We start from the raw sequence: 24,745 nt of genomic DNA, 5'->3' as shown, positions 1-24,745 counted from the left end.
CTTAACTAGATTCAGGCCTTAATAGCCTTGATAACATTAATCATTTCAAGCGCGGTCAGTGCAGCTTCTGCACCTTTGTTACCGGCTTTTGTCCCTGCGCGTTCGATGGCTTGTTCAATGCTTTCTGTGGTCAGCACGCCAAAGGCAACCGGGATTTCGCTGTTCATGGCAACGCTGGACAGGCCAGAGCTGCATTCGCCCGCTACAAATTCAAAGTGGGCAGTGCCCCCGCGGATCACGGTGCCAAGTGCAACAACCGCGTCAAATTTACCGCTTTCAGCCAGTGCACGGGTTGCCAGAGGCAATTCGTATGCGCCCGGGACCCAGACTACGGTGATGTTGTCATCGCTGACCTGACCGATACGCTTTAACGCATCAACAGCGCCGGAAAGCAGGCTGTCGTTGATAAAGTTGTTAAAACGAGCAATCGCGATCGCTACGCGCGCGTTAGGCGTGGCTACAACACCTTCGATAACGTTCATAGTTTTCCTTAAAGTGGGTTCAGGAGTTTCTCAACCCCAGCCGCAGGGGGGCGGATTCTATCATAAAATTACCCTGTCTGGACATGCGCTTTTAACGTCATTCCATCAGGGGGGAGTAAAATTCTCAGTACACCGGTTTCAGGCGTAAACGTAAGTCAGGGCCAATCTGGCGGATATCGCTGAAAGCAAACTCCGGCGCATCAGTCAGATGTTGCAAACCGGGCAACTCGCAAAGTGCTCGCCCATTATTACCCAATAACTTAGGCGCCATATAAACGATTAATTCATCAACCAGACCCGCTTGTAATAAGGCGCCGGCCAGCTGCGCGCCCGCTTCCACCCAGATGGCGTTTATCTGGCGTTTTGCCAGCTGCATCATCAGCAGAACCAGATCAATACGGTTATCGCGCCCGGCCACGCGCCATTGTTCGACGGACTCCGGCCAGACCTGTGAATCTGCTTCAAGGCGCGCCAGCAAGACATCACCGGGAATATTCACCAGCTGATGCTGCGGTGTAACACGATTCTGGCTGTCGAGAATGATACGCAGCGGCTGGCGCAGATTTCCCTCGGGATAAATCGCCTGCACTTCACTGCCCAGTTCGCTCCAGCGCACATTCAGCGAAGGATTATCGGCCAGCACGGTGGCGCTTGTGCTCAGAATGGCCGAGCTTTCAGCACGAAAACGCTGAACATCCGCACGGGCTGCCGGAGACGTGATCCACTGGCTTTCGCCGGAGGCCATCGCCGTTCTGCCATCCAGAGACGCGCCCATTTTCAGCTGCACGTAAGGAAAACCTGTACGCATGCGTTTGAGAAAACCGAGGTTTACGGCTTCTGCCTGGGAATGCATCAGCCCGTGGCTGACGTCAATACCATTCTGTTTAAGGCGGTATAAACCGCGACCGGCGACTTCCGGATTCGGATCCTGCATCGCGGCGACCACGCGGCTGACACCGGCGGCCAGCAAGGCATCGGCACAAGGCGGTGTGCGCCCGTGATGGCTGCAAGGTTCGAGGGTTACGTAGGCAGTCGCGCCGCGGGCTTTCTCACCGGCCATGCGCAAAGCATGGACTTCGGCGTGCGGTTCACCGGCACGCAAATGATAGCCTTCGCCGACAATTTCGCCATTTAATACAATGACGCATCCCACATTGGGATTGGGTGTGGTGGTGAAACGCCCGAGACGCGCCAGTTCGAAAGCGCGCGCCATATAGCGTTCATCAGCAGGTGATTCATCAGAAAGATTTTGAACAGAAGACGGTTGGTCAGGCAGCATCAGCTTTCCTTAGTCCTGAAGACGGGCGATCTCTTCACCAAATTCACGGATATCTTCGAAGCTGCGATACACCGAGGCAAAGCGAATGTAGGCGACTTTATCCAGCCCTTTCAGGGCGTCCATCACCAGATTGCCGATCATCTTGGCTGGGATTTCACGTTCGCCGGTTGCGCGCAGTTGCGACTTAATGTGACTGATGGCCGTTTCGACATCATCAGAGCTGACCGGGCGTTTTTCCAGCGCTTTGAGAAAACCGCCGCGAAGTTTGTCTTCGTTGAAAGGTTCGCGAACTTCATTGCTTTTAATGACGCGTGGCATCACCAGTTCAGCCACTTCAAAGGTGGTAAAACGCTCATGGCACACCAGACACTGACGGCGGCGGCGAACCTGCGATCCATCGCCTACCAGACGGGAATCGATGACTTTAGTATCAACAGCGGCACAAAATGGGCAATGCATAGCACTTCCTGATCGCGAACTCAATTGGACATTAGTTTAACCCGAAGTGTGCCGACAACAAAGGCTGTCGCTACTTTCATCGACATCGGGTTAAACTTAGCTATCTATATTGGTGCCCGGACGGAATGTTTCAACGGGCAGATGAAAGGAAGTCTCTGATATGACGAAACACCCGCGATTTTTACTGGCCTGTGCCGCGTTATTCAGTCTGGCGGGCTGCGCGAAGCAAAATCCTCAAATGCCGGAACTTAAAACGGAAGTGGGTCAGCTCAATCAAAAACTGCAACGCCTGACAGATCTGGCCATCGCGCTGGAGCAGCAGACCACGCTTAACCGCCAGTCATCGAATGGCGTGTATTTATTGCCGGCAGCGAAAAGCGCCGCGCTGCTGAAAAGTGATATCGGCCAGCTGGAAGTTCAGCTGATCCGCGTCGCTCCGGATGCCACAGGCGTTCAGGCCGTGCTTGAAATCAAAAACACCTCCGGTCAGCCATTGCCGCCGTTTACGGCTTCTTTAAGCTGGGGACAGCTGGATCCGGTCACCGGCAAACCGCTGACCGTCGATATGCAAACCCAGACGATTACTGTCGAGCCAGATTTATTGCCGGGGCCGGTGAAAACCGTCGAGGTGAAGTTTAATCAGGTGACTGTCGACACGCTGGGATTTGTACACCTGCATAATATTGTGGCGACACCGCCGGCACAGCCGGTCGTAGCGACTGCCACAGCGCCTGTCGTGGCTAAATAGCAGCGGCGAATTACAGACCAAAAAAAACCCCGCATCGCGGGGTTTTTGTTTTCAGGTCAGTAGCTGAACCCTCGGCAAATTACGGAAGGATCGAAGGCTGATCTGCGCCCTCTTTTTCCACTTTCTGCTGCAACATGTGTTCACGCTTCATGCCCAGTTTCAGAGCCAGCGCAGACGCCACGTAGATTGACGAAACAGTACCAATTGACACACCAATCAACATGGTCAGAGAGAAGCCTTCCAGCAACGCACCGCCAAAGATATAGAGCATCAGTACCACCATCAGCGTGGTTGCTGAGGTCATAATGGTACGGCTTAACGTCTGGGTCAGGGACACGTTCATGATTTCGTAAGAGTTACCGCGACGAATTTTGCGGAAGTTTTCACGAATACGGTCCGACACCACAATGGAGTCATTCAGCGAGTAGCCGATAACCGACATCAGGGACGCGATAATGGTCAGGTCAATTTCGATCCTGAACAGCGACAATACGCCCATGGTGATGATCACGTCGTGCGCCAGTGCGATTACCGCACCCAGCGCCAGTCGCCATTCAAAACGGAACCCGACGTAAATCAGGATACAAATCAGCGCCATCAGCAGCGCCATGCCGCCAGCCTGCGCCAGATCGTTACCCACGCTCGGACCCACAAACTCGACACGTTTTACGGTGGCGTCTTTGTCGATATCAGCGTTTACCAGGCTGAGGACTTTATTCCCCAGTTCCTGACCGGCATTACCGGAAACAGGCGGAAGGCGAACCATCACGTCACGGCTGCTGCCAAAGTTCTGAACAACAGGATCCTTGAATCCTGCTTTTTCCAGATCGGCGCGCATGTCGTCGAGGTTAGCGGGCTGACTGAGGCTGATTTCAATGACGGTACCGCCAGTGAAGTCCAGACCCCAGTTGAATCCGCGAACACCCATAATCGCGACGGAAGCGATAAACAACAGGCCTGAAATACAGAAGGCCACGTTGTCCCAGCGCATAAAGTCGATGACTTTACGGCCGTAGTTCAGTTGTTCAACAGTATATGGTTGTTGCTGTGCCACAACGCACTCCTCAGATAGACAGCTTTTTAATGCGTTTGCCGCCGTAAACCAGGTTCACGATTGCACGGGTTCCCACGATCGACGTAAACATCGAGGTTGCTACACCGATAGCGGTGGTGATAGCAAAGCCTTTGATCGAACCGGTACCCACTGCATAAAGAATAATTGCCGTGATCAGGGTAGTAATGTTGGCATCGACGATACTGGAGAACGCGCCTTTATAGCCTTCATGAATCGCCTGCTGAACGGAACGTCCGTTCTTCAGCTCTTCCTTGATACGTTCGTTTATCAGTACGTTGGCGTCGACGGCTACCGCCAGCGTCAGCACGATACCGGCAATACCCGGCATGGTCAGCGTTGCCCCCGGCAGCAGCGACATGATCCCGACAATCAGAATCAGGTTAGCCACCAGCGCAGTCGTGGCAATAATGCCGAACTTACGGTACCAAACCACCATGAACAGAATGGATGCCACCAGACCCCACAAGCACGCTTCCAGACCCTGAGTGATGTTTTGCATCCCTAAGGTCGGGCCGATAGTACGTTCTTCAACAATCTGAATTGGCGCGATCAACGCACCGGCGCGCAGCAGCAGAGAAAGCTGACGGGCTTCATTCGGATCGTTCACCCCGGTGATACGGAAGCTGTTACCCAGACGTGACTGAATCGTCGCCACGTTGATGACTTCTTCCTGTTTCGCCAGAATCGAACGGCCATTCGCATCTTTCTTACCGCTGTCTTTGTATTCCACGAACAGGGTAGCCATCGGTTTGCCGATGTTATCCTTCGTAAAGTTAGACATGGCGTTACCGCCAGCGCTGTCGAGAGAGATGTTAACCTGCGGCTGATTGTACTCATCCATGCTGGATGTAGAATCAGTGATATGGTCACCGGTCAGGATCACGCGTTTGTACAGAACTACCGGACGGCCATCACGCATGTTTTTCACTTCGCTGTCGCCCGGTACACGACCGGTTGAAGCAGCAGAAGCATCCACATTGGTGTTTACCAGACGGAATTCCAGTGTCGCGGTCGCGCCTAAAATTTCTTTAGCACGCGCAGTATCCTGAATACCCGGCAACTCAACCACGATACGGTCAGCACCCTGACGCTGTACCAGCGGCTCGGCGACACCCAATTGGTTGACACGATTACGCAGGATAGTGATGTTTTGCTGAACGGCATACTCGCGCGCTTCACTCAGGCGAGCATCAGTCATCACCACGCGAGCTGCATTATCGCCGCTGTTGGTGATCACTAAATCGCGGTGACGTGGGCTCAGGTAGCTGACCGCAGAATCACGGGTAGCAGCATCGCGGAAACGCACTTCAACGCCATAGTTGTCGAGCTTACGCACCGTGGCATAAGGAATATTCTTGTCGCGCAGGTCGCTGCGCATGTTGTCCATCGTTTGCTCTTGCAGCTTACTCAGCGCGGTATCCATATCCACTTCCATCAGGAAGTGAACACCACCACGCAAGTCGAGGCCCAGCTTCATCGGCTCAGCGCCCAGCATGCTCAACCAGCGCGGCGTTGCCGGCGCGAGGTTCAGTGCAATAACAAACTTGTCGCCCAGCGCTTCAGTCAGCGCTTCACGTGCACGAAGCTGTACATCCGTGTCTTTGAAACGGGCAAGAATAGCGCCATTCTCCAGAGCAACTGATTTGATCTGGATTTTGCTTTGATCTAATACGTTACGGACTTGGTCCAGCGTTGCTTCACTGGCGTCGGAACCCCGAGCACCAGTGATTTGAACAGCCGGATCCTCACCATAAAGGTTGGGAAGTGCATAAAGCAAACCGACGATGACCACAACGATCAACATCAGATACTTCCACGCAGGATAACGGTTTAACACGGCAGTTCCCTTCGGGAAAATCGAAAATTAGATAGACTTCATCGTGCCTTTTGGCAGAACTGCTGCCACGAAGTCACGTTTGATCATCACTTCGTTGGTGTCGTTCAGTGCGATAACCACATAACCGGTTTCGGCTACTTTAGTTACGCGACCGATCAGACCACCGGTGGTCATGACCTCGTCACCTTTACCGATAGAGTCCATCAGTTTTTTGTGTTCTTTAGAACGTTTCTGCTGCGGGCGCAGGATCATGAAATAGAAGATTAGACCAAAAACCACCAGCATGATAACCAGAGAGTAAGGACTTCCCTGTGACGGTGCGCCGGTCGCTGCGACTGCATCGGAAATGAAAAGACTCATTTAAATTCCCTCATTGTTGTTGTGAAGCAAATTGATGTAATACAAACCGAGAATCCGACCCGGAGTCTGGCGATGAAACGTCTCGCACAATACCCCATAATGCCGGTTCAAGAAATTATAAAATCGGCACCCCCTTTCGAAGATGCCGATACGAAAAAGAAATCAGAAGTTTAAAGGCGGAACAGGCTTGCCTTTACGCTCGTAGAAGTCTGTCACAAACGCTTCTAATTTACCCTCTTCTATAGCCTGGCGTAAACCGGCCATCAGACGCTGGTAATAGCGCAGATTATGGATCGTATTTAACCGCGCACCGAGAATTTCGTTGCAACGGTCAAGATGATGCAAGTAAGCGCGGCTGTAATTGCGACATGTGTAGCAATCACAGTGTTCGTCGAGCGTTGACGTGTCATCTTTATGCTTCGCATTTCGGATTTTCACGATGCCATCGGTCACGAAAAGATGACCATTTCGCGCATTACGCGTTGGCATCACGCAGTCAAACATATCGATACCGCGACGCACGCCTTCCACCAAATCTTCAGGTTTACCGACACCCATCAGATAACGAGGTTTGTCTTCCGGGATTTGCGGGCAAACGTGTTCGAGGATACGGTGCATATCTTCTTTTGGCTCACCTACCGCCAGGCCGCCCACAGCGTAACCATCAAAGCCGATATCTACCAGCCCTTTTAATGATACATCTCGTAAATCTTCGTAAACGCTGCCCTGAATAATACCGAACAAAGCATTCTTATTATTCAATTCGTTGAAGCGATCGCGGCTACGTTTTGCCCAGCGCAAAGACATCTCCATAGAACGTTTTGCGTAATCCCAGTCAGCAGGATAAGGCGTACATTCGTCGAAGATCATCACGATGTCCGAACCCAGATCGTTTTGGATTTCCATCGATTTTTCAGGGCTCAGGAAGACAGGATCTCCGTTGATCGGATTGCGGAAATGCACACCTTCTTCTTTGATTTTGCGCATCGCGCCCAGGCTAAATACCTGGAAACCGCCGGAATCGGTGAGGATCGGGCCGTGCCAGTTCATGAAATCATGCAGGTCGCCGTGCAGCTTCATGATTTCCTGCCCCGGGCGCAGCCACAGGTGGAAAGTGTTACCCAGCAAAATCTGTGCGCCGGTTTCCTTTACTTCTTCCGGGGTCATGCCTTTTACGGTGCCGTAAGTACCCACTGGCATAAATGCCGGGGTTTCGACTACGCCACGTTCAAAGACCAGACGTCCGCGACGTGCGCGGCCATCGGTAGTGCTTAATTCGTACTTCACATTGCCTCCAGCATCAGAGAAACAGTCTGATGAGGTTAAGTCCGTGGCATGATGCCCGGAAAAGAAAGCCCGAATGCACCGAGTGCGTCCGGACCGTTAATTACAAAAAAGCTACTGGCCGACCACTTCCTGCGGCGCCAGCGGGTTACGGTTGATGAACATCGCATCCCCATAACTAAAGAAACGGTACTGCTCTGCGACGGCCTGATGATAGGCATTCATCGTATTTTTATAGCCGGCAAACGCCGACACCAGCATGATCAGCGTCGATTCAGGCAGGTGGAAATTGGTAATCAGGGAATCAATCACCTGATAGTGATAACCCGGATAGATGAAGATTTTGGTATCGCCGAAGAATGGCGCAATCAATGCATCTTCACTGGCCTTCGCCGCACTTTCCAGCGAACGCACAGACGTTGTGCCCACGGCCACCACTTTATTGCCGCGCGCTTTACACGCCAGCACCGCATCCACGACTTCCTGAGGCACTTCGGCATACTCAGCGTGCATGATGTGGTCTTCAATGGTGTCCACCCGAACCGGCTGGAAAGTCCCTGCGCCCACGTGCAGTGTGACGAAAGCAAACTCCACACCTTTGGCTTTCAGCGCATCCATCAGCGGCTCATCGAAATGTAAGCCAGCGGTTGGCGCAGCTACCGCGCCCGGACGTTCGCTGTAGACGGTCTGATACAGTTCACGATCAGCATCTTCATCAGGACGGTCGATATAAGGCGGCAGCGGCATATGGCCGATTTCGTTGAGCAGAGTAAAGACATCACGATCTTCATTAAATTCCAGCTCGAACAACGTATCGTGGCGCGCCACCATCGTCGCTTTAATATCTTCTTTATCACCAAGCAGCAGTTCTGCGCCCGGTTTTGGCGATTTGGACGCACGCACATGCGCCAGAACGCGGTGCGAATCGAGCACACGCTCAACCAGCACTTCAATTTTTCCGCCGCTGACCTTACGGCCAAACACGCGGGCCGGGATCACGCGGGTATTGTTAAATACCAGCAAATCGCCGGGATGGATTTTATCGAGAATATCGGTGAACACGCCGTGCGTTAACTCACCGCTAGGCCCGTCCAGAGACAACAAACGACAGCCGCTGCGCTGGGTCTGCGGATAGCGCGCAATCAGGGATTCAGGGAGTTCAAAAGAAAAATCGGCAACACGCATGGCTTTTCACTTCACTTAACGACAAAAACAGGCGGCTTAGTCTAGAGGGACGGGGCATCCCCTGCAAGCATCTGCGTCAATAAAGGCATCCGCTGCCCTGTCAGAGATCAACTTTCCTGCGTTATACTGCCGTCATGAATTTTCTCGCTCACCTCCATCTGGCCTCACTGGCCCAAAGCTCACTGACCGGCAACCTGCTGGCTGACTTCGTTCGCGGCAATCCTGACGGACAATATTCAGCTGAAATTGTCAGCGGGATCCGTATGCATCGCCGCGTAGATACCATGACCGATTCGCTGCCGGAAGTGAAAATTGCCCGCAGCTATTTTCGTGAAGATTTTCGCCGCGTCGCGCCCATCACGCTCGATGTGGTCTGGGATCATTTTCTCTCACGTCACTGGGACAGCATTCATCCTCAGCAGTCGCTGGAAGATTTTCTTGACGGCTGCCAGCAGGAAATCGAGCCACAGTTGCCTGAAATGCCGGAACGCTTCCAGAATCTGAATGCGTATTTATGGCCGGAACGCTGGATGGAACGTTATGCCGTGCTGCCTTTTATTGGCGACGTATTGCGAGGCATGGCTAACCGGCGGCCAAAGCTCGGCGCGCTGACCGGTTCCTTCCATGATATCGAGCTCAATTACGACGCCCTCGAACAGCTTTTTTGGCAGTTTTATCCGGTCATGATGCAACAGGCGAAAGACCGGCAAATCTGACAAACACTGCGAATTTTGTGATTCCATCCGCAATTCCCTGCAATCCAAAAGGTTGTTGTTAAAAAAGTTTGAGACTTACGTCAAAGACTGATAGCCGGATGCTATCTGATTGATTGGTGCGATGGGGTTTATTCACCTGCGGGTTGCCCCTATACTGGCAGTCGTTTTGTTCACCCTTCCTTCTCACCTACGACGCCCGTAAGGGTTTCATAAGGAGTAATATTATGGTTCTGGTAACTCGTCCAGCCCCTGACTTCACCGCAGCAGCAGTTCTCGGTAGCGGCGAAGTAGTTGAAAACTTCAACTTCAAAAAACACACTGCAGGCAAACCTACTGTTATCTTCTTCTGGCCAATGGACTTCACTTTCGTATGTCCTTCTGAGCTGATCGCTTTCGATCACCGTTACGAAGAATTCCAGAAACGTGGCGTAGAAGTGGTAGGCGTGTCCTTCGACTCCGAGTTCGTTCACAACGCATGGCGTAACACCCCTGTTGAGAAAGGCGGTATCGGTCCTGTTAAATACGCGATGGTTGCTGACATCAAACGCGAAATTCAGAAAGCCTACGGTATCGAACATCCGGACGCTGGCGTTGCACTGCGCGGCTCTTTCCTGATCGACAAAGAAGGCGTTGTTCGTCACCAGGTAGTGAACGATCTGCCACTGGGTCGTAACATCGACGAAATGCTGCGTATGGTTGACGCACTGCAATTCCACGAAGAGCACGGCGAAGTGTGCCCGGCTCAGTGGGAAAAAGGCAAAAAAGGTATGGGCGCTTCTCCGGACGGCGTGGCTAAATACCTGACAGAAAACGCGTCAAACCTGTAATCCCTTCACGGATTTCAAGGTCAATAACGGTCAGCTTAGCTGGCCGTTTTTTTTTGCCTGCCATCCGGCACGATCACAATTTCCCCTTCCCGCTCCCTGTTCTGCCTGTTTTACGTCTACGCTGAAAATGTTCCACTCCGGTCATTATGGCGTGCAGTTTGCATAGTTCTGATCGGATAAAACACACAAAAAAGCGTTATCACACAATAACCTGAAGGTTATGACTCATAAGACAGGGTAATAAACAGGAGCCCCTATGTTACGGAAATCACTCATCGCGCTGGCCTTACTGACCAGCTTCCCGCTGTATGCCGCGTCCAGTCCTGCGGTTGAAGCCAAAAACGGCATGGTTGTCACTTCGCAATATCTGGCCTCTCAGGTCGGTGTCGATATTCTAAAAATGGGCGGAAACGCCATTGATGCCGCCGTGGCCGTCGGCTACGCGCAGGCCGTCGTCAACCCATGTTGTGGCAATATCGGCGGCGGAGGCTTCATGACGGTGCATCTTGCTGATGGCAAGGACACTTTCATTAACTTCCGCGAAACCGCACCTGCCGCCGCCAGCGCCAATATGTATCTGGACGCCGACGGCAATGTGAAAAAAGGCGCCAGCCTGTACGGATATCTCGCGGCAGGTGTACCGGGCACAGTACTGGGCCTGGATACGGTGCAGAAGGAATACGGCAAACTGACGCGCCAGCAGGTGATGGCACCGGCGATTAAACTTGCCCGTCAGGGCTTTGTGCTGACCCGCGCCGATACCGATATTCTCGATACCAAGGTTGACCGCTTCAAAGAAGATCCTGAGGCAGCGCGCATTTTCCTGCGTAAAGACGGCAGCGCGCTACAGCCGGGCGATAAACTGGTTCAAACCGATTTAGCCAATACGCTGGAATCCATTTCAAAACACGGGCCGGATGCTTTCTATAAAGGCAAAATCCCGGCTGCTGTGGAAGCGGCCTCCAAAAAAGGCGGCGGTATCCTGACAGCGGCAGATTTCGCGAATTATAAAGTCACTGAAGACGCGCCGATCACCTGCAGCTATCGGGGCTATAAATTTGTTTCCGCACCGCCGCCGAGCTCCGGCGGCGTGACGATGTGTGAAATTCTCAACATCGTTGAGGGCTACGACATCAAGAGCATGGGCTTCAACTCAGCGGCGTCGATTCATGTCCTCACCGAAGCCATGCGCCATGCTTACATGGACCGCAATACCTATCTTGGCGATCCGGAATTTGTGAAAAACCCGATTGACCGCCTGATCAGCAAAAGCTACTCCGAAGAAATTCGTAAGAAAATAGTAGCAGATAAAGCCACGCCTTCCACAGCCGTTCAGCCGGGGATGGAACCGCACGAGAAACCGGAAACCACCCATTACTCTATCGTCGATAAAATGGGTAACGCCGTCTCTACCACTTACACCATTAATGGCCTGTTTGGCTCTGTGGTCATCGCGCCAGGAACCGGTTTCTTCCTTAATGATGAAATGGATGACTTCACCACCAAAGTCGGTGAGAAAAACCTCTTCGGCCTGGTGCAGGGCGTTAAAAACGCTATCGCCCCCGGTAAGCGCCCACTATCGTCTATGAGTCCGAGTTTAGTGACCAAAGACGGCAAAACCTTCATGGTTCTCGGCTCGCCGGGGGGTTCGCGCATCATCACCATCACTCTGCAAACAGCGCTGAATGTTATCGACCACGGTATGCCACCGCAGGAAGCGGTGAATGCGCCACGTATTCATCATCAATGGTTGCCGGATGAAGTCTATTACGAGCAGCGCGGCGTTTCACAGGACAGCCTGAACATTCTGCAGAAGATGGGTTACAAAATGGTGGAACAAACGCCGTGGGGTGCCGCAGAGCTGATTATGGTGGGATTACCGGGTGCCGCTGGCGTGACATCCGCGACCTCAGGTAATGACTCGGCAGTTTCAGGCAAGGTGCGCGAAGGTTATCTGTACGGCGCGAATGATGTGCGACGCCCAGCAGGTGCGGCCATCGGCTATTAACTGGCATCCTTCACGCTATCTCTGCGTTGGCTGCCTTCATTCACCCCGGTCACTTACCTGTGTAAGCTCCCGGGGATGTACTCAGTTGCCGCCTTGATGTAGTCCGAATGATTTGGTTAATAAAATTTATAAACAGTAAAAAGCCCCGAGATCATCAGATCCCGGGGCTTTTCCTTACCGGAAGGTAAGTGCTTGCTTACGCTTTGTTGTTCAGCGCCAGCGCTTGTTTTTTGCGGTCATTGCGCAGTTTAAAGGCATAACCGACCAGCAGCGCCACAACCCAAACCATCCCGACATACAGCGAAATACGGGTATCCGGGAAGTAACCAATCAGGCCAATGATGAACACCAGGAAAATGATACCGAACACGGAGGTGTAAACACCGCCACGCAGCGGGAACTCAAGTTCTTTAACCTGCTGTTTGCTCAGCTTGCGACGGAAACCAATCTGGGAGAACAGGATCATAATCCACACCCAGACAGTTGCGAACGTCGCCAGAGACGCGATCACCAGGAACACGTTTGACGGCATGATGTAGTTCAGGTAAACCGCCACCAGCAGCGCCGCCATCATCACCAGCACAGTGACCCACGGCGTCCCCAGACGCGAAACCTTGCTGAACATTTTCGGTGCCTGTCCCTGCTCTGCCATACCGTGCAGCATACGGCCCACGCCGAACACATCACTATTGATGGCAGAAAGCGACGCGGTGATCACCACGAAATTGAGAATAGCCGCTGCCGCCGTAATGCCCATATGCTGGAAGGTCAGAACGAACGGACTGCCCTGCGTCCCCACCTGATTCCATGGGAAAATGGACATAATCACAAACAGCGTACCCACGTAAAACACCAGAATACGCAGCGGAACAGAGTTGATGGCTTTCGGAATGGATTGCTTTGGATTCTCAGCTTCACCGGCTGTGATGCCGATGATCTCAATGCCGCCGTAAGCAAACATCACCAGCTGGAGTGACAGAATCGTCCCCATGATACCCTGGCTGAAGAAGCCGCCGTTGCTCCACAGATTGTGGATACCGGTGGCCTGTCCGCCGTTACCAATGCCCCAGAAAATAATGCCAAAGCCTGCCACGATCATGATGATGATGGTCAGTACTTTGAAGAAGGAGAACCAGAACTCCAGCTCGCCGAAGACTTTCACGCTGACCAGATTGATCGCGCCGATAATCAGCACCACGCTGAGCACCCAGGTCCATTGCGGCACATCCGGGAACCAGACGCCCATATAAATGCCGAATGCCGTCACATCGGCGATGGCGACGATCAGGATTTCGAAACAATACGTCCAGCCGGTGATGTAACCCGCCATCGGCCCGAGATAATCCTGCGCATAACGGGAGAATGAACCGCTCTGCGGGTTGTGAACGGACATCTCACCGAGGGCGCGCATGATGATAAACGCAATGATCCCGCCGACCAGATACGCCAGCAATACACTCGGGCCCGCCATTTTGATGGCATCTGCCGAGCCATAAAACAGTCCGGTTCCGATGGCTGATCCCAGTGCCATAAAGCGAATATGGCGCGTTGTCAGGCCACGTTTTAATTTCGTGCCCGGCGCTTCGTTCTGCGCTGTTGGTTGTTCAGCTTCTTGCTGCATGTGCATTAACCCGTGTTGTTTTTTTAACTATCAAAAATCGTATTCTAAAAAATGACTTTTAGCCTGCCAATGAAAAAGCCACGGAAGGGTTCTCCGTGGCCTGATTGGCTAAATATTCTTCAGACGATCATTATTTCAGGTCTTCGAACATTCACCCGATAATCATTGGTGCGCGGTGACGCTGCGCGGGCCGCTGATTTTGTCATAAATCCCGACCAGTACCAGCATTAATAATGACGGTGGTAACCAGGCAAGACCTTGCGCAGCCAGTGGCAAGTTCGCGGTCCAGGCTGGCATCAGATCAGCAAAAGCAGAAGCCTTAATACCGTCAACAATGCCGAACACCAGGCTCACTACCATGACCGGCGCCACAATACGTGTGGTGCTGTTCCACCAGCGAAGGGTAAAGCTCAGCACAACCAGCGCGATACATGGCGGATAAATAGCCGTCAGTACCGGCACAGAAATCTGGATCAGATGGCTCAACCCGAGGTTGGACACCAGCATGGAGAACAGACCCAGAATGAATACCAGCGTTTTGTAAGACAGCGGCAGATATTGGGCAAAAAATTCCGCACAGGCGCAGGTCAGGCCAACCGCTGTCACCATACAGGCGATGAAAATCAGCGCACCTAAGAAGAAGCTGCCAACACTACCAAAAGTATGAGCGACATAAGCATGCAGGATAACCGCACCGTTGGTCGCATCCGGCACCAGCGAGGCGCTGTTTTCACCGAGTTTGAACAGGCTCAGATAAACCAGCATCAGTCCCAGACCGGCAATCAGACCGGCCAGAACAGTATAACGGGTCAGCAATTTCGCATCAGAAACACCGCGGGAACGCGCGGCATTAACGATAACGATACCGAACACCAGCGCACCAAGCGTATCCATGGTCAGATAGCCATTAACAAAGCCACTGGAGAAAGGAACGGTCTGGTAAGCGCCGACAGCAGGCATTGGCTGACCGGCAGGCCACAACAGTGCAGCGATACCCAGCGCAGCCAGTGCGACCATTTTCAGCGGTGCAAGGAAATGTCCGACAGTATCAAGCAAACGGCCCGGATACAGGGAAATACCGATAACCAGAGTGAAATAAATCACACTGTAAATCAGCAGCGGCAGCGGGCCGTCACCGGTCATCGGCGCGATCCCCACTTCAAACGAAACCGTTGCGGTACGCGGCGTGGCAAACAGCGGCCCTACGGCGAGATAACAAACGGTAGCCAGAAGAATACCGGCACCACGACCAATTGGCGTACTCAGGGCATCCACACCGCCGCCAACGCGCGCAAGTGCAATTACCGTCATCACCGGGAGTCCGACCGCGGTAATCATAAATCCGGCGGCAGCCCACCAGACGTCATGACCTGCCTGCAGGCCAACCATTGGCGGGAAAATAATATTCCCGGCCCCGACGAATAAGGCGAAGGTCATGAAACCCAGCGCCATAATATCTTTATTTGTTAAACGAGTACTCATGATTGGTGTCGTGTTGCCTGTTCAAATGAATAAAGTGTCCGTTGCCGTCGCCGTGCCACGTCGTCAGAAGGATGAATGGCATAAAAAAGCCAGAGAGCATCCGATGAGGAACGAAGTAAGCTAAAAACGCCTGATGATATGCAGATAATTACGTTGTTATGCAGGGAGTATCGAGCGACAGCGGACGCTAAGGTAAACGTTTATAGCGTATAAAGGCAAGCCGCGATCCAAAAAGCAGAGTGTTTAACCAGATTAACAATATAAGACAGGCATATTCACTAAATACAACGAAAAACACGCCATATGATATGTATGATTTTTGAACTAATGAAGCACAAGATATGCTCCGGTAAGACGAAAAATGCGTGAAATCACCACTCTCAGGTTATTTCACGCACAGTTTACAGCATTTTTACAAGGTCAAAATTCGACCACGTGCGGGCATTACCAGACGCGGGCGGCGATATCGACGACCAGCTTCAGTTTTTCCCACTGCTGCGCTTCGGTCAGGCTGTTGCCCTCTTCCGTTGAAGCGAAACCACATTGCGGGCTGAGGCAAATCTGGTTGATATCCAGATATTCTGCTGCCTCGGCCAGACGTGCCTCCACCGTTTTCGCCAGTTCAAGCTCACCGGATTTGGTCGTGATCAGACCCAAAACCGCCTGCTGATGGCCTTTTTTGATAAAACGCAGCGGCTCAAAGCCCCCGGAACGCTCGTTGTCATATTCCAGGAAGAAGGCATCGATGTTCACGCCACCAAACAGAATCTCTGCCACCGGTTCATAGCCGCCTTCTGAAATCCAGGTGGAACGGAAGTTGCCCCGACAGACATGCAGACCAATCACCAGATCATCCGGTTTACCGGCAATCGCTTTGTTCAGCACATCGGCGTAAGTGCGCGCTAACTCTTCCGGAGAGTCGCCACGTTCGCGGATTTGCTTCTTCTGATCTTCAGAACACAGGTAAGCCCAGACGGTGTCATCAAGTTGCAGATAACGACAACCGGCATCATAAAACGCCTTAATCGCGTCACGGTAAACCTGCGCCAGATCGTCAAAGTAGTCTTTCAGATCCGGATACACTTCTTTACTGATCGCGTTACGGCCACCGCGGAAATGCATCACGCTCGGGCTTGGAATGGTCATTTTCGGCACTGCACTTCCGCTGATGCTTTTCAGGAAACGGAAATCTTCCAGCATCGGATGTGAGCCGAACCCCAGTTTGCTGACGACTTTGATGCTGCGTGCTTTGGTCTGTACGCCATTGAACTGGATCCCCTGCACCGCGTCGTAACCTTCAACGCCTTCCAGACCTTCGAAGAAATCGAAGTGCCACCATGCGCGGCGGAATTCCCCGTCAGTGACCACTTGCAGACCGGCTTCACGCTGCAAATCCACCACTCGGCGGATTTCGGTATCTTCTACGGCGCGCAACTGCGCGGCATCAATCTCACCGGCCTGAAATTGCTTACGGGCTTCTTTAATCGCGGCCGGACGCAGGAAACTGCCAACGACGTCAGCGCGGAATGGAGGTGTTGTACGTTGCATGGAGAACTCCTTATGACATCCCGCCATTGGCGAAATGCGAATGATTCATTAAGTAAATAATTACCTTGCGTTATATTTAGACATCTGGATGTCTAAACGTCTTTGGCAGGATACTGTCATGCAGATGCTTCACAGGCAACAGAGGAATCTTCATGGGACGTGAATAAAATTCATGTTCACTTCGCGATGTTTCATGATGCTGAACAATATGTGCCCCCTTGCGATCTGTAGTAATAAATACTATAGTTTATTTTACCAGGGACGATGGCATGAACGATTTACGTATTTTTGTTACAGAGGATTTTCACGACTTCATGACCGATAGCAAACTGTCGGAAAAGGATATCCTCAAGTCTGCACATGAACTGGCAAACGGACTTTTTGATGCGGACTTGTCTGGCAACATTTACAAGAAAAGAATTGCACCGACAGGAAGGTCGAAATCAGGGTTTGGCCGTGCCATCGTCGCATTCCGTTTTGAGGATAAGATTTTTTATATCGATGGCTGGCTGAAACACAGTGTTCGCAAGAACGGGCATGAAATTCCCGACAAACTTTTGTCTTTGTATAAGGCAGTTGCTAAAGATTTGCTCAATTTCACAGAGCAGCAACTCGAAATAGAACTTCGAACTGGATTAATTAAAGAGGTGATTTCTAATGGTTGATGAACGTTTGCTAAAACTGCAGCGGATGGCTCAACGCTTCCATGATTCATCTGGCGTGGTTTCACAAACCACGATGCGCGAAATTAACAAAATTGTTGATGAAGCCGTACAGGAAGAAAGGCTGAAAGCCTTTGCAGAACGCTCTGCTGAACGTATACGCGCGCTGCGGGAAAAAGAAAAAATCAGCCAGGGCGTGCTGGCCAGACTCATCAATATGTCGGCTAACAGCATTCAAAAATGGGAGCGTGACGAAACCAAACCCACCGGTGCGGCTCTGATCTTACTGATGCTGATCGAAGAAAAAGGTTTACAGATCATCTGCTAAAAGAAGCCACAGCGTGGGCTGTGGCTACTTTTTTATCCCTTCACATCGCTTTGGCTGGCCTGTTCCTGAGGAACAATCAGTTTCGGTGCCAGTGTAAATATAAAGCGGGTACCAACGCCGACTTCACTCATCACTTCAAGTTTGGCGTTGTGATGACTCAGGGCGTGTTTGACAATGGCCAGCCCCAGACCGCTGCCCCCCGTCTGGCGCGAACGCGCTTTATCAACCCGGTAGAAACGTTCAGTCAGACGCGGCAGGTGTTGCGGCGCAATGCCCGGCCCGTTATCACTGATCTGGAACTGCGCGCCATGCGGCGTTTGTTGCCAGCTGACTTCTATCCGCGTCCCCGCCGGGGTGTGGTTGACGGCGTTGTACACCAGATTCGACACCGCGCTGCGTAACTGATCTTCATTGCCAAAGACCTTCAGTTTCTCGTTTACACGGAACACCACTTCGTGACGGCCACCGCTTAAAGATTGCACTTCGCGCTCCAGCATGCCGAGCATCACCGGAATATCGACTTTCTCCTGCATATCGATATTTGCTGATGCTTCGATTTTTGACAGTGTCAGCAGTTGCTTGACCAGCCCGTCCATGCGCCGCGTCTGTTCCTGCATGGTGTCCAGCGCTTTGGTACGAAACGGCTCTTCCAGTTTGGCGTCTTCCATCATTTCCAGATATCCCTGCAATACAGTCAGCGGGGTTCTCAGTTCATGACTAACGTTAGCGAAGAAGTTACGACGCGCACCTTCGAGCTGACGCATCTGCGTAACATCACGCGCCACCATCAGCAGTTGCCCTTCGGAATAAGGCATCACGCGAAACTCGACGTAATGCTCGTTATTGAGTTGCAAATTCAGGGCACGGCTGAAATCACGGGTCTGGATCCAGGTACGAAACTCGGGATAACGCAGCAGGTTAAAGATGTGTTGTCCGTTATCCTCCGGCCAGCGGAAACCGAGCAAATCTTGCGCCAGTCCGTTACACCAGAAAATATTGCCCTCTTCCGTCGTCAATACCACCGCATCGGGTAATGATTCGGCACCGCTGCGGAAACGTTTGATGAGCTGACCTAATTCACGACGGCGACGGCGGTTACGCATCTGCATCTGGTTCAGCCCGTAAAACAGAGGCTCCCAGCTCCAGCGGCCATTCGGCGGGGTTATGCTGCGGTCAAGCCACAGCCAGTGAGAGAGTTTGAGCTGGTTGTAATAATTCCAGCCCAGCGCCGCCAGCAGCGACGCAAAGAGGAGCCAGCCGAAATGGCCGACGAAGATACCGAGGATTAACGCGGGCAGGCAAAAGAGAAAGAATTCACCGGCCAATCGTTTCCATGACAAACGTTCTAGCACACAGATTCTCCGCTGTGGGGACTCAATAACGCGTTGAAAAACGGTATCCGGTTCCACGAACAGTCTGGATCATTCTGTCATGTCCACTGGTTTCCAGCGCTTTACGTAAACGACGAATATGCACGTCTACCGTGCGATCTTCCACATAAACGTTAGTGCCCCAGACGTTATTGAGCAACTGTTCGCGGCTGTAAACACGTTCGGAGTGGGTCATAAAGAAGTGCAATAATTTAAATTCGGTCGGCCCCATATCGAGCGCCTGCTCGTTGGCCATCACACGGTGAGACGACGGATCCAGGCTTAAACCCTGCATGTCGATCACTTCTTCCACCGCCATTGGCGAGATGCGGCGCATCACGGCTTTAATACGTGCAACCAGTTCTTTTGGAGAAAACGGTTTGGTGATGTAATCATCGGCACCGACTTCCAGGCCGCGCACCCTGTCTTCTTCTTCACCGCGGGCGGTCAGCATCATCACCGGAATTTCGCGGGTCAGTGCTTCACGTTTGAGATGTTTGATAAACTGAATACCGGAACCGCCGGGTAACATCCAGTCGAGCAGGATAAGTTCAGGGTAAGGTTCTACCAGCTGGCCAACGGCTGAATCAAAATCTTCAGCTTCTACTGCCTGATAGCCATTCTGTTCCAGTACAAAACACACCATTTCACGGATTGGAGCTTCGTCTTCAACCACCAATATACGTCTTGCCATCGTAGGTCCTGCCAATAGGTTAGCGATCTTTTATTTGATTGCGGGCGCCATTATGCGTCAGTTTTGTGACAGATTTATGAATAGAAAGGATGGTTCATTACAGTCAAATATGACAGATACATTTCTTCTATTCAGCTGCCATCTCGCTGAAATTGGTCCGATTTATCGGGGACAGCGTCCCCCGCCGACGTTTATACTTTGCCCCATTGTCGTCATCCAGGATCCATACGGGAGTCTCATGCGCCTGATCCACACGTCAGACTGGCACCTCGGCCAGTACTTTTTCACCAAAAGCCGCGCCGCCGAACATCAGGCATTTTTGCGCTGGCTGACCGGTCAGGTGCAGCAACATCAGGTAGATGCCGTGATTGTGGCAGGCGATATATTCGATACCGGTTCGCCACCCAGCTATGCCCGCGAGCTTTACAATCGCTTCGTCGTCGAGTTGCAACAAACCGGCTGTCAGCTGGTGGTGCTGGCCGGAAATCACGATTCTGTCGCGACATTAAATGAATCACGTGAGCTGCTTTCCTGCCTGAATACGCGGGTGATTGCGACCGTCGGCGAAAACCTCTCTGAACAGATTTTAGTGCTCAACCAGCGTGACGGAAAACCGGGCGCGGTACTTTGCGCTATTCCGTTTTTACGTCCGCGGGATTTGCTCGCCAGTCAGGCGGGACAATCCGGCAGCGACAAACAGCTGGCATTACAGGAAGCCATCGCCACGCATTATGACGCGTTGTGGCAGGCCGCGCAGACCAAACGCGACGAACTCGGCGTTTCGCTACCGATCATTGCTACCGGCCATCTGACCACGGTTGGCGTCAGCACCTCCGATTCCGTGCGCGACATCTATATCGGCACACTCGATGCCTTCCCGGCGCAGGCGTTTCCGCCGGTCGATTACGTGGCACTTGGTCATATTCACCGCGCACAGTGCGTCGCCAAAACCGAACATATCCGTTACAGCGGTTCGCCGATTGCACTGAGTTTTGACGAACTGAGTAAAGCCAAAAGTGTGTACTTACTCGATTTCGACGGCGCGACGCTCAACGCCATCGACACGCTGGAAATTCCCGTTTTCCAGCCGATGCAGATAATCAAAGGCTCGCTGGCAGAAATCGAAAAACAACTGGCGCAGTTCGAAGGCGGCGATCCGGCCAAACCGGCCTGGCTGGATATTGAAGTCGCCACGCAAGATTATCTCAGTGATATTCAGCGCCGCATTCAGGCGCTGACGGAAGATCTGCCGGTAGAAGTGGTGCTTTTACGCCGCAGTAAAGAACAGCGTATCAACAGCATTGAGCAACAGGAGAAAGAGACACTCAGCGAACTGAGTGTCAGTGACGTCTTTGAAAGACGGCTGGCACTGGAACCGGATCCTGACGAACCGCGTCAGGCGCGGATGCGCACGCTGTTTGCGCAGGTTGTTGAACAGGTCACCAGCGGTCAGAATGCGGAGGACAGCGCACAATGAAAATTCTCAGCCTGCGTTTAAAAAACCTGAACTCGCTGGAAGGCGAATGGAAAATTGATTTCACGGCTGAGCCTTTTGCCAGCAACGGATTGTTCGCCATCACCGGCCCGACCGGCGCGGGGAAAACCACCCTGCTCGATGCCATCTGTCTGGCGCTCTATCACCAGACGCCGCGTCTGAACATCACGCCAAGCCAGAACGAGCTGATGACCCGCCACACCGCCGAATCGCTGGCCGAAGTGGAGTTTGAAGTCAAAGGCGTCGGTTATCGCGCGTTCTGGAGTCAGCGCCGCGCCAAAAACTCGCCGGACGGCAATCTGCAGGCACCGAAAGTGGAGCTGGCATTACTGGCCGACGGCAAAATTCTGGCCGATAAAGTGCGCGATAAACTCGATGCCATCGCCACACTGACCGGGCTGGATTTCGGTCGTTTCACCAAATCCATGATGCTGTCTCAGGGGCAATTTGCCGCATTTCTGAATGCCGATGCCAATGACCGCGCCGAACTGCTGGAAGAACTGACCGGCACCGAAATTTACGGTCTGCTGTCCGAGCGCGTATTTGAGCAACATAAAGAAGCGCGGATTACACTCGACGGTTTGCATCAGCGTATGGCGGGTATCGAACTGCTCAGCGAAGAACAGCGCCAGACGCTCGAAGCACAACTTGCTGAACTGAACGCGCAGGAAATCACGCTCAGTCAGCAGGCGCAGCAGCGCCAGCAGGATCTGAACTGGCTGCAACAGTGGCAGCAGGTGCAGCAAAAACAGCAGCAGTCTCAGCAACAACTGACCGCCGCAGAGCAGGAGAATCTGGCCGCCGCGCCGCAGTTACAGCAACTGGCGCGCAGCGAACCGGCAGAAAAACTGCGTCCGTTGCTCAACGATCGCCAGCGTTGTCAGGATGAATCGCAACGTCTTCAGCAGCAACTGGCGCACCTGACGCAGCATCAGGAACAGCAAATCGCGCAAATGACGCCGCTGAATCTGGCGGTGGAGCAGGCACAAACGTCACGTCAGAAACAGGCGGAAGAACAGCGTCAGATGCAGACGCTGATCGAAGAAAAAATCCTGCCGCTGGATGGCGAAATCACCCGCTTGCGTAAATCACTGACTGAAACACAGCAGTCGGTCACTGACGTACAAAAACTTGTCAGTGAGCATAACGCGACGCTGTTACAAATGACCACCGAACGGCAGAAGCTGGACGAAGATAGCCGCCAGCATCAGACCCGCCAGACCGCGCTGACCGATGCACTCAACACTGCGCAACAGCGTCTGACTGAGCTGGAAAAACAGCACCCGCTGGCAGCATTGCATAAACGACAATCCGAACTCACGCAGCTGCGTCCGGTGCGCCAGCAGCTGTATTCGCTCGCGCAAATTTTCCCGCAGCTTAATCAGCGCGTGCAGCAACAGCAAAAAGATTTCGTACAGTATCAAACGCAACTGGCTGAAGAAGAGCAGCGACTGGGGGCCATCCGCCTGCAATGTCAGAAACAGCTGGAGCATCTCAACGACGTTAAAGTACTGCATAAACAGGAAATGCTGATCGTCAGCCTCGAAGCCGAACGTGCGAATCTGCAAAGCGGCAAAGCCTGCCCGTTGTGCGGTTCCACATCGCATCCGGCGATTGAACATTATCAGGAGGTCAAGCCTTCTGAAACGGCGCAGCGCGTCGAGAAAATGCAACTGGAGTTCGATGCAGCAAAAGCCAGCGGTATCGAACTGGCAACAAAAATTAAAAGTCTGAAAGAACAGCAAACGCGGCTGCAAATCCAGCTGGAGCAAGACCAGCAGCAACTGAATGCACATACCGCAAACTGGCAACAGCTCAGCGCACCGCTGAATCTGACGTTTACGCTACATGACACCGCCGACATCACTCAATGGCTGACCGCCCGCGATGAAGAAGAACAACAATCGCAGGCGCTGATTAGCCAGCACGAACAGCTGGCACGGGCGCTGCAACAGGCTAAAGATGCCCTGAACGACGCACTGAACGCGCAGCAGAAAGTGCAGCAGCAAAGCGCATTGCTGACCGAACGCATTACCCGGTTGGAAGAGACGCAGGCGAAATCTCAGCAAGACGTCGAACGGCTGCAAAAGTTGTTTGCAGAAGGCGAAAAAAACCTTTCAGAACTGACGGCTCAACGCCTTGAACTGTTCGGCGACCGCCAGGTGGCACAGGTTCGCGAGCACTTACATCAGCAACAACAGTCTGCAGAAAAAGCGGTCAGTGACGCGCAAACCGCATTGCAAAAAGCGCAGGAACAGCGCGATCAGCTGGCCGGGCAACTGGCGAGCACGCAACAGCAACAGTTGCAGACCACAGAACAACTGACGCAGGCGGAACAGGCGTGGCAACAGGCGCTGAGTGCCAGCGGATTTGCCGATGAAGCCGCGGTGAAACTGGCGCTGCTGGATGACGCACTCCGTCAGCAACTTCAGCAACGCAAAGAAAATCTGCAACAACAACTGGCGCAGGCGCAGGCGTTACTGGCGGATGCCGGTCAGCAACTCGAAAAACATCGTCTTGCCCGCCCGGCTCATCTGAGTGAAACAGAAAGCGATCTTGATGTTCTGACAGCGCAACAGGCGGAAATGGCGCAACAGCTGAAAGCTTTACAGCAACGTCTGGGCGAAGTGAAAAATCAGCTGGAAAGTGACAAATTACGCCACAGCGGACAACAGGCGCTGATAGCTCAGATTGCGCAAGCGCAGCTGACCTGCGATGACTGGGGTTATCTGAATCAGATGATTGGCTCCAGCGACGGCGCGAAATTCCGTAAATTCGCGCAGGGACTGACGCTCGACCATCTGGTGTATCTGGCGAACCTTCAGCTCGAAAAACTGCACGGGCGATATTTGTTGCAGCGCAAAACCAGCGATGCGCTGGAATTGCAGGTGGTCGATACCTGGCAGGCGGACGCCGTGCGCGATACCCGCACCTTATCCGGCGGCGAAAGCTTCCTGGTCAGTCTGGCACTGGCGCTGGCGCTGTCTGATCTGGTCAGTGATAAAACCCGCATCGACTCGCTGTTCCTCGACGAAGGTTTCGGCACACTCGACGCCGATACGCTGGACACCGCCCTGGACGCGCTCGACAGCCTGAATGCCTCGGGCAAAACCATCGGCGTCATCAGCCATGTGGAAGCGATGAAAGACCGTATTCCGGTGCAAATCAAAGTGACTAAGGTGAACGGTCTGGGCGTCAGCCGCCTGAGCAATGAGTTTAAAGTCTGACTGATTACCCTGCGGAGCACCTGACTGGTGAATTGCTAGCCATCTGCTCCGCAATGGA

Annotated in this window: 21 protein-coding genes; 8 read left to right on the top strand and 13 right to left on the bottom strand. The window is 52.8% G+C overall.

The window, feature by feature from the left end; genetic code table 11:
• Positions 1-11 precede the first annotated feature (11 nt).
• The 3 genes from ribH to nrdR form a co-directional block, all read right to left on the bottom strand.
• Positions 12-482: a 6,7-dimethyl-8-ribityllumazine synthase gene (ribH, locus tag CKQ54_RS08650; RefSeq protein ID WP_095924936.1), complete on the bottom strand. Its 471-nt coding sequence runs from the start codon at positions 480-482 to the stop codon at positions 12-14.
• A gap of 124 nt (positions 483-606) precedes the next feature.
• Positions 607-1,761 (bottom strand): bifunctional diaminohydroxyphosphoribosylaminopyrimidine deaminase/5-amino-6-(5-phosphoribosylamino)uracil reductase RibD, encoded by a 1,155-nt coding sequence (gene ribD / locus CKQ54_RS08645; RefSeq protein WP_113876154.1) that lies wholly within the window; start codon positions 1,759-1,761, stop codon positions 607-609.
• A 9-nt stretch (positions 1,762-1,770) separates the two neighbouring features.
• Complete coding sequence (gene nrdR / locus CKQ54_RS08640) at positions 1,771-2,220, bottom strand: transcriptional regulator NrdR (RefSeq protein WP_015698341.1); 450 nt, start codon at positions 2,218-2,220, stop codon at positions 1,771-1,773.
• 160 nt (positions 2,221-2,380) lie between these two features.
• Between nrdR and CKQ54_RS08635 the strand changes: the two genes are divergently transcribed.
• Positions 2,381-2,968 carry a DUF3251 domain-containing protein gene (locus tag CKQ54_RS08635; protein ID WP_120160811.1) on the top strand — a complete coding sequence of 196 codons (588 nt, stop codon included), beginning with the start codon at positions 2,381-2,383 and terminating at the stop codon, positions 2,966-2,968.
• Positions 2,969-3,047: 79 nt separating this feature from the next.
• Here CKQ54_RS08635 and secF read toward each other — a convergent pair whose 3' ends face one another.
• From secF to queA, 5 genes are all read right to left on the bottom strand, one after another.
• Positions 3,048-3,959, bottom strand: coding sequence for a protein translocase subunit SecF (gene secF / locus CKQ54_RS08630; RefSeq protein ID WP_211334002.1), 912 nt, complete (start codon positions 3,957-3,959; stop codon positions 3,048-3,050).
• Between the two features lie 73 nt (positions 3,960-4,032).
• Entirely contained in the window at positions 4,033-5,880 is a 1,848-nt protein-coding gene (secD, locus tag CKQ54_RS08625) for a protein translocase subunit SecD (protein WP_112287489.1), read from the bottom strand.
• Positions 5,881-5,907: 27 nt separating this feature from the next.
• The gene (gene yajC, locus CKQ54_RS08620; RefSeq protein ID WP_013576670.1) at positions 5,908-6,240 is read right to left on the bottom strand and encodes a preprotein translocase subunit YajC; all 333 of its coding nucleotides are present in this window, start codon (positions 6,238-6,240) and stop codon (positions 5,908-5,910) included.
• A gap of 162 nt (positions 6,241-6,402) precedes the next feature.
• Entirely contained in the window at positions 6,403-7,527 is a 1,125-nt protein-coding gene (gene tgt / locus CKQ54_RS08615; protein WP_015698345.1) for a tRNA guanosine(34) transglycosylase Tgt, read from the bottom strand.
• 111 nt (positions 7,528-7,638) lie between these two features.
• A complete protein-coding gene (gene queA, locus CKQ54_RS08610; protein WP_113876156.1) occupies positions 7,639-8,709 on the bottom strand; it encodes a tRNA preQ1(34) S-adenosylmethionine ribosyltransferase-isomerase QueA in 1,071 nt (356 codons plus the stop codon).
• A gap of 134 nt (positions 8,710-8,843) precedes the next feature.
• On the opposite strand from queA, the gene CKQ54_RS08605 reads away from it, so the two are divergent.
• The 3 genes from CKQ54_RS08605 (at position 8,844) to ggt (ending at position 12,260) form a co-directional block, all read left to right on the top strand.
• Positions 8,844-9,425, top strand: coding sequence for an acyl carrier protein phosphodiesterase (locus CKQ54_RS08605; protein WP_120160813.1), 582 nt, complete (start codon positions 8,844-8,846; stop codon positions 9,423-9,425).
• A 224-nt stretch (positions 9,426-9,649) separates the two neighbouring features.
• Entirely contained in the window at positions 9,650-10,252 is a 603-nt protein-coding gene (locus CKQ54_RS08600) for a peroxiredoxin C (protein ID WP_095924927.1), read from the top strand.
• A gap of 256 nt (positions 10,253-10,508) precedes the next feature.
• Positions 10,509-12,260 carry a gamma-glutamyltransferase gene (gene ggt, locus CKQ54_RS08595; protein WP_120160815.1) on the top strand — a complete coding sequence of 584 codons (1,752 nt, stop codon included), beginning with the start codon at positions 10,509-10,511 and terminating at the stop codon, positions 12,258-12,260.
• Positions 12,261-12,456: 196 nt separating this feature from the next.
• Here ggt and proY read toward each other — a convergent pair whose 3' ends face one another.
• From proY to CKQ54_RS08580, 3 genes are all read right to left on the bottom strand, one after another.
• Positions 12,457-13,881, bottom strand: a complete 1,425-nt coding sequence (proY, locus tag CKQ54_RS08590; RefSeq protein WP_208644587.1) for a proline-specific permease ProY — start codon at positions 13,879-13,881, stop codon at positions 12,457-12,459.
• A gap of 162 nt (positions 13,882-14,043) precedes the next feature.
• Positions 14,044-15,363 carry a branched-chain amino acid transport system II carrier protein gene (brnQ, locus tag CKQ54_RS08585; protein WP_120160819.1) on the bottom strand — a complete coding sequence of 440 codons (1,320 nt, stop codon included), beginning with the start codon at positions 15,361-15,363 and terminating at the stop codon, positions 14,044-14,046.
• A gap of 444 nt (positions 15,364-15,807) precedes the next feature.
• Positions 15,808-16,911 carry a cobalamin-independent methionine synthase II family protein gene (locus tag CKQ54_RS08580; RefSeq protein WP_113876159.1) on the bottom strand — a complete coding sequence of 368 codons (1,104 nt, stop codon included), beginning with the start codon at positions 16,909-16,911 and terminating at the stop codon, positions 15,808-15,810.
• 269 nt (positions 16,912-17,180) lie between these two features.
• On the opposite strand from CKQ54_RS08580, the gene CKQ54_RS08575 reads away from it, so the two are divergent.
• Together CKQ54_RS08575 and CKQ54_RS08570 are read left to right on the top strand one after the other, a co-directional pair.
• Positions 17,181-17,576 (top strand): type II toxin-antitoxin system RelE/ParE family toxin, encoded by a 396-nt coding sequence (locus tag CKQ54_RS08575; protein WP_120160820.1) that lies wholly within the window; start codon positions 17,181-17,183, stop codon positions 17,574-17,576.
• On the top strand, positions 17,569-17,901 hold the full coding sequence (locus CKQ54_RS08570; protein ID WP_120160822.1) for a helix-turn-helix domain-containing protein: 333 nt from the start codon (positions 17,569-17,571) through the stop codon (positions 17,899-17,901). The genes CKQ54_RS08575 and CKQ54_RS08570 overlap by 8 nt, the downstream gene beginning before the upstream one ends.
• 32 nt (positions 17,902-17,933) lie before the next feature.
• On the opposite strand, the gene phoR is transcribed toward CKQ54_RS08570, so the two are convergent.
• Together phoR and phoB are read right to left on the bottom strand one after the other, a co-directional pair.
• A complete protein-coding gene (gene phoR, locus CKQ54_RS08565; RefSeq protein ID WP_120160824.1) occupies positions 17,934-19,253 on the bottom strand; it encodes a phosphate regulon sensor histidine kinase PhoR in 1,320 nt (439 codons plus the stop codon).
• Between the two features lie 22 nt (positions 19,254-19,275).
• Positions 19,276-19,965 (bottom strand): phosphate response regulator transcription factor PhoB, encoded by a 690-nt coding sequence (gene phoB / locus CKQ54_RS08560; protein WP_112287479.1) that lies wholly within the window; start codon positions 19,963-19,965, stop codon positions 19,276-19,278.
• A 238-nt stretch (positions 19,966-20,203) separates the two neighbouring features.
• On the opposite strand from phoB, the gene sbcD reads away from it, so the two are divergent.
• The gene (gene sbcD / locus CKQ54_RS08555; RefSeq protein WP_120160826.1) at positions 20,204-21,442 is read left to right on the top strand and encodes an exonuclease subunit SbcD; all 1,239 of its coding nucleotides are present in this window, start codon (positions 20,204-20,206) and stop codon (positions 21,440-21,442) included.
• A complete protein-coding gene (gene sbcC / locus CKQ54_RS08550) occupies positions 21,439-24,687 on the top strand; it encodes an exonuclease subunit SbcC (RefSeq protein ID WP_120160828.1) in 3,249 nt (1,082 codons plus the stop codon). The genes sbcD and sbcC overlap by 4 nt, the downstream gene beginning before the upstream one ends.
• Positions 24,688-24,745 lie beyond the last annotated feature (58 nt).

The sequence above is a fragment of the Rahnella variigena genome, from assembly GCF_003610915.1.
Classification (GTDB): domain Bacteria; phylum Pseudomonadota; class Gammaproteobacteria; order Enterobacterales; family Enterobacteriaceae; genus Rahnella; species Rahnella variigena.
This window is presented reverse-complemented; position numbering and strand designations above follow the sequence as displayed.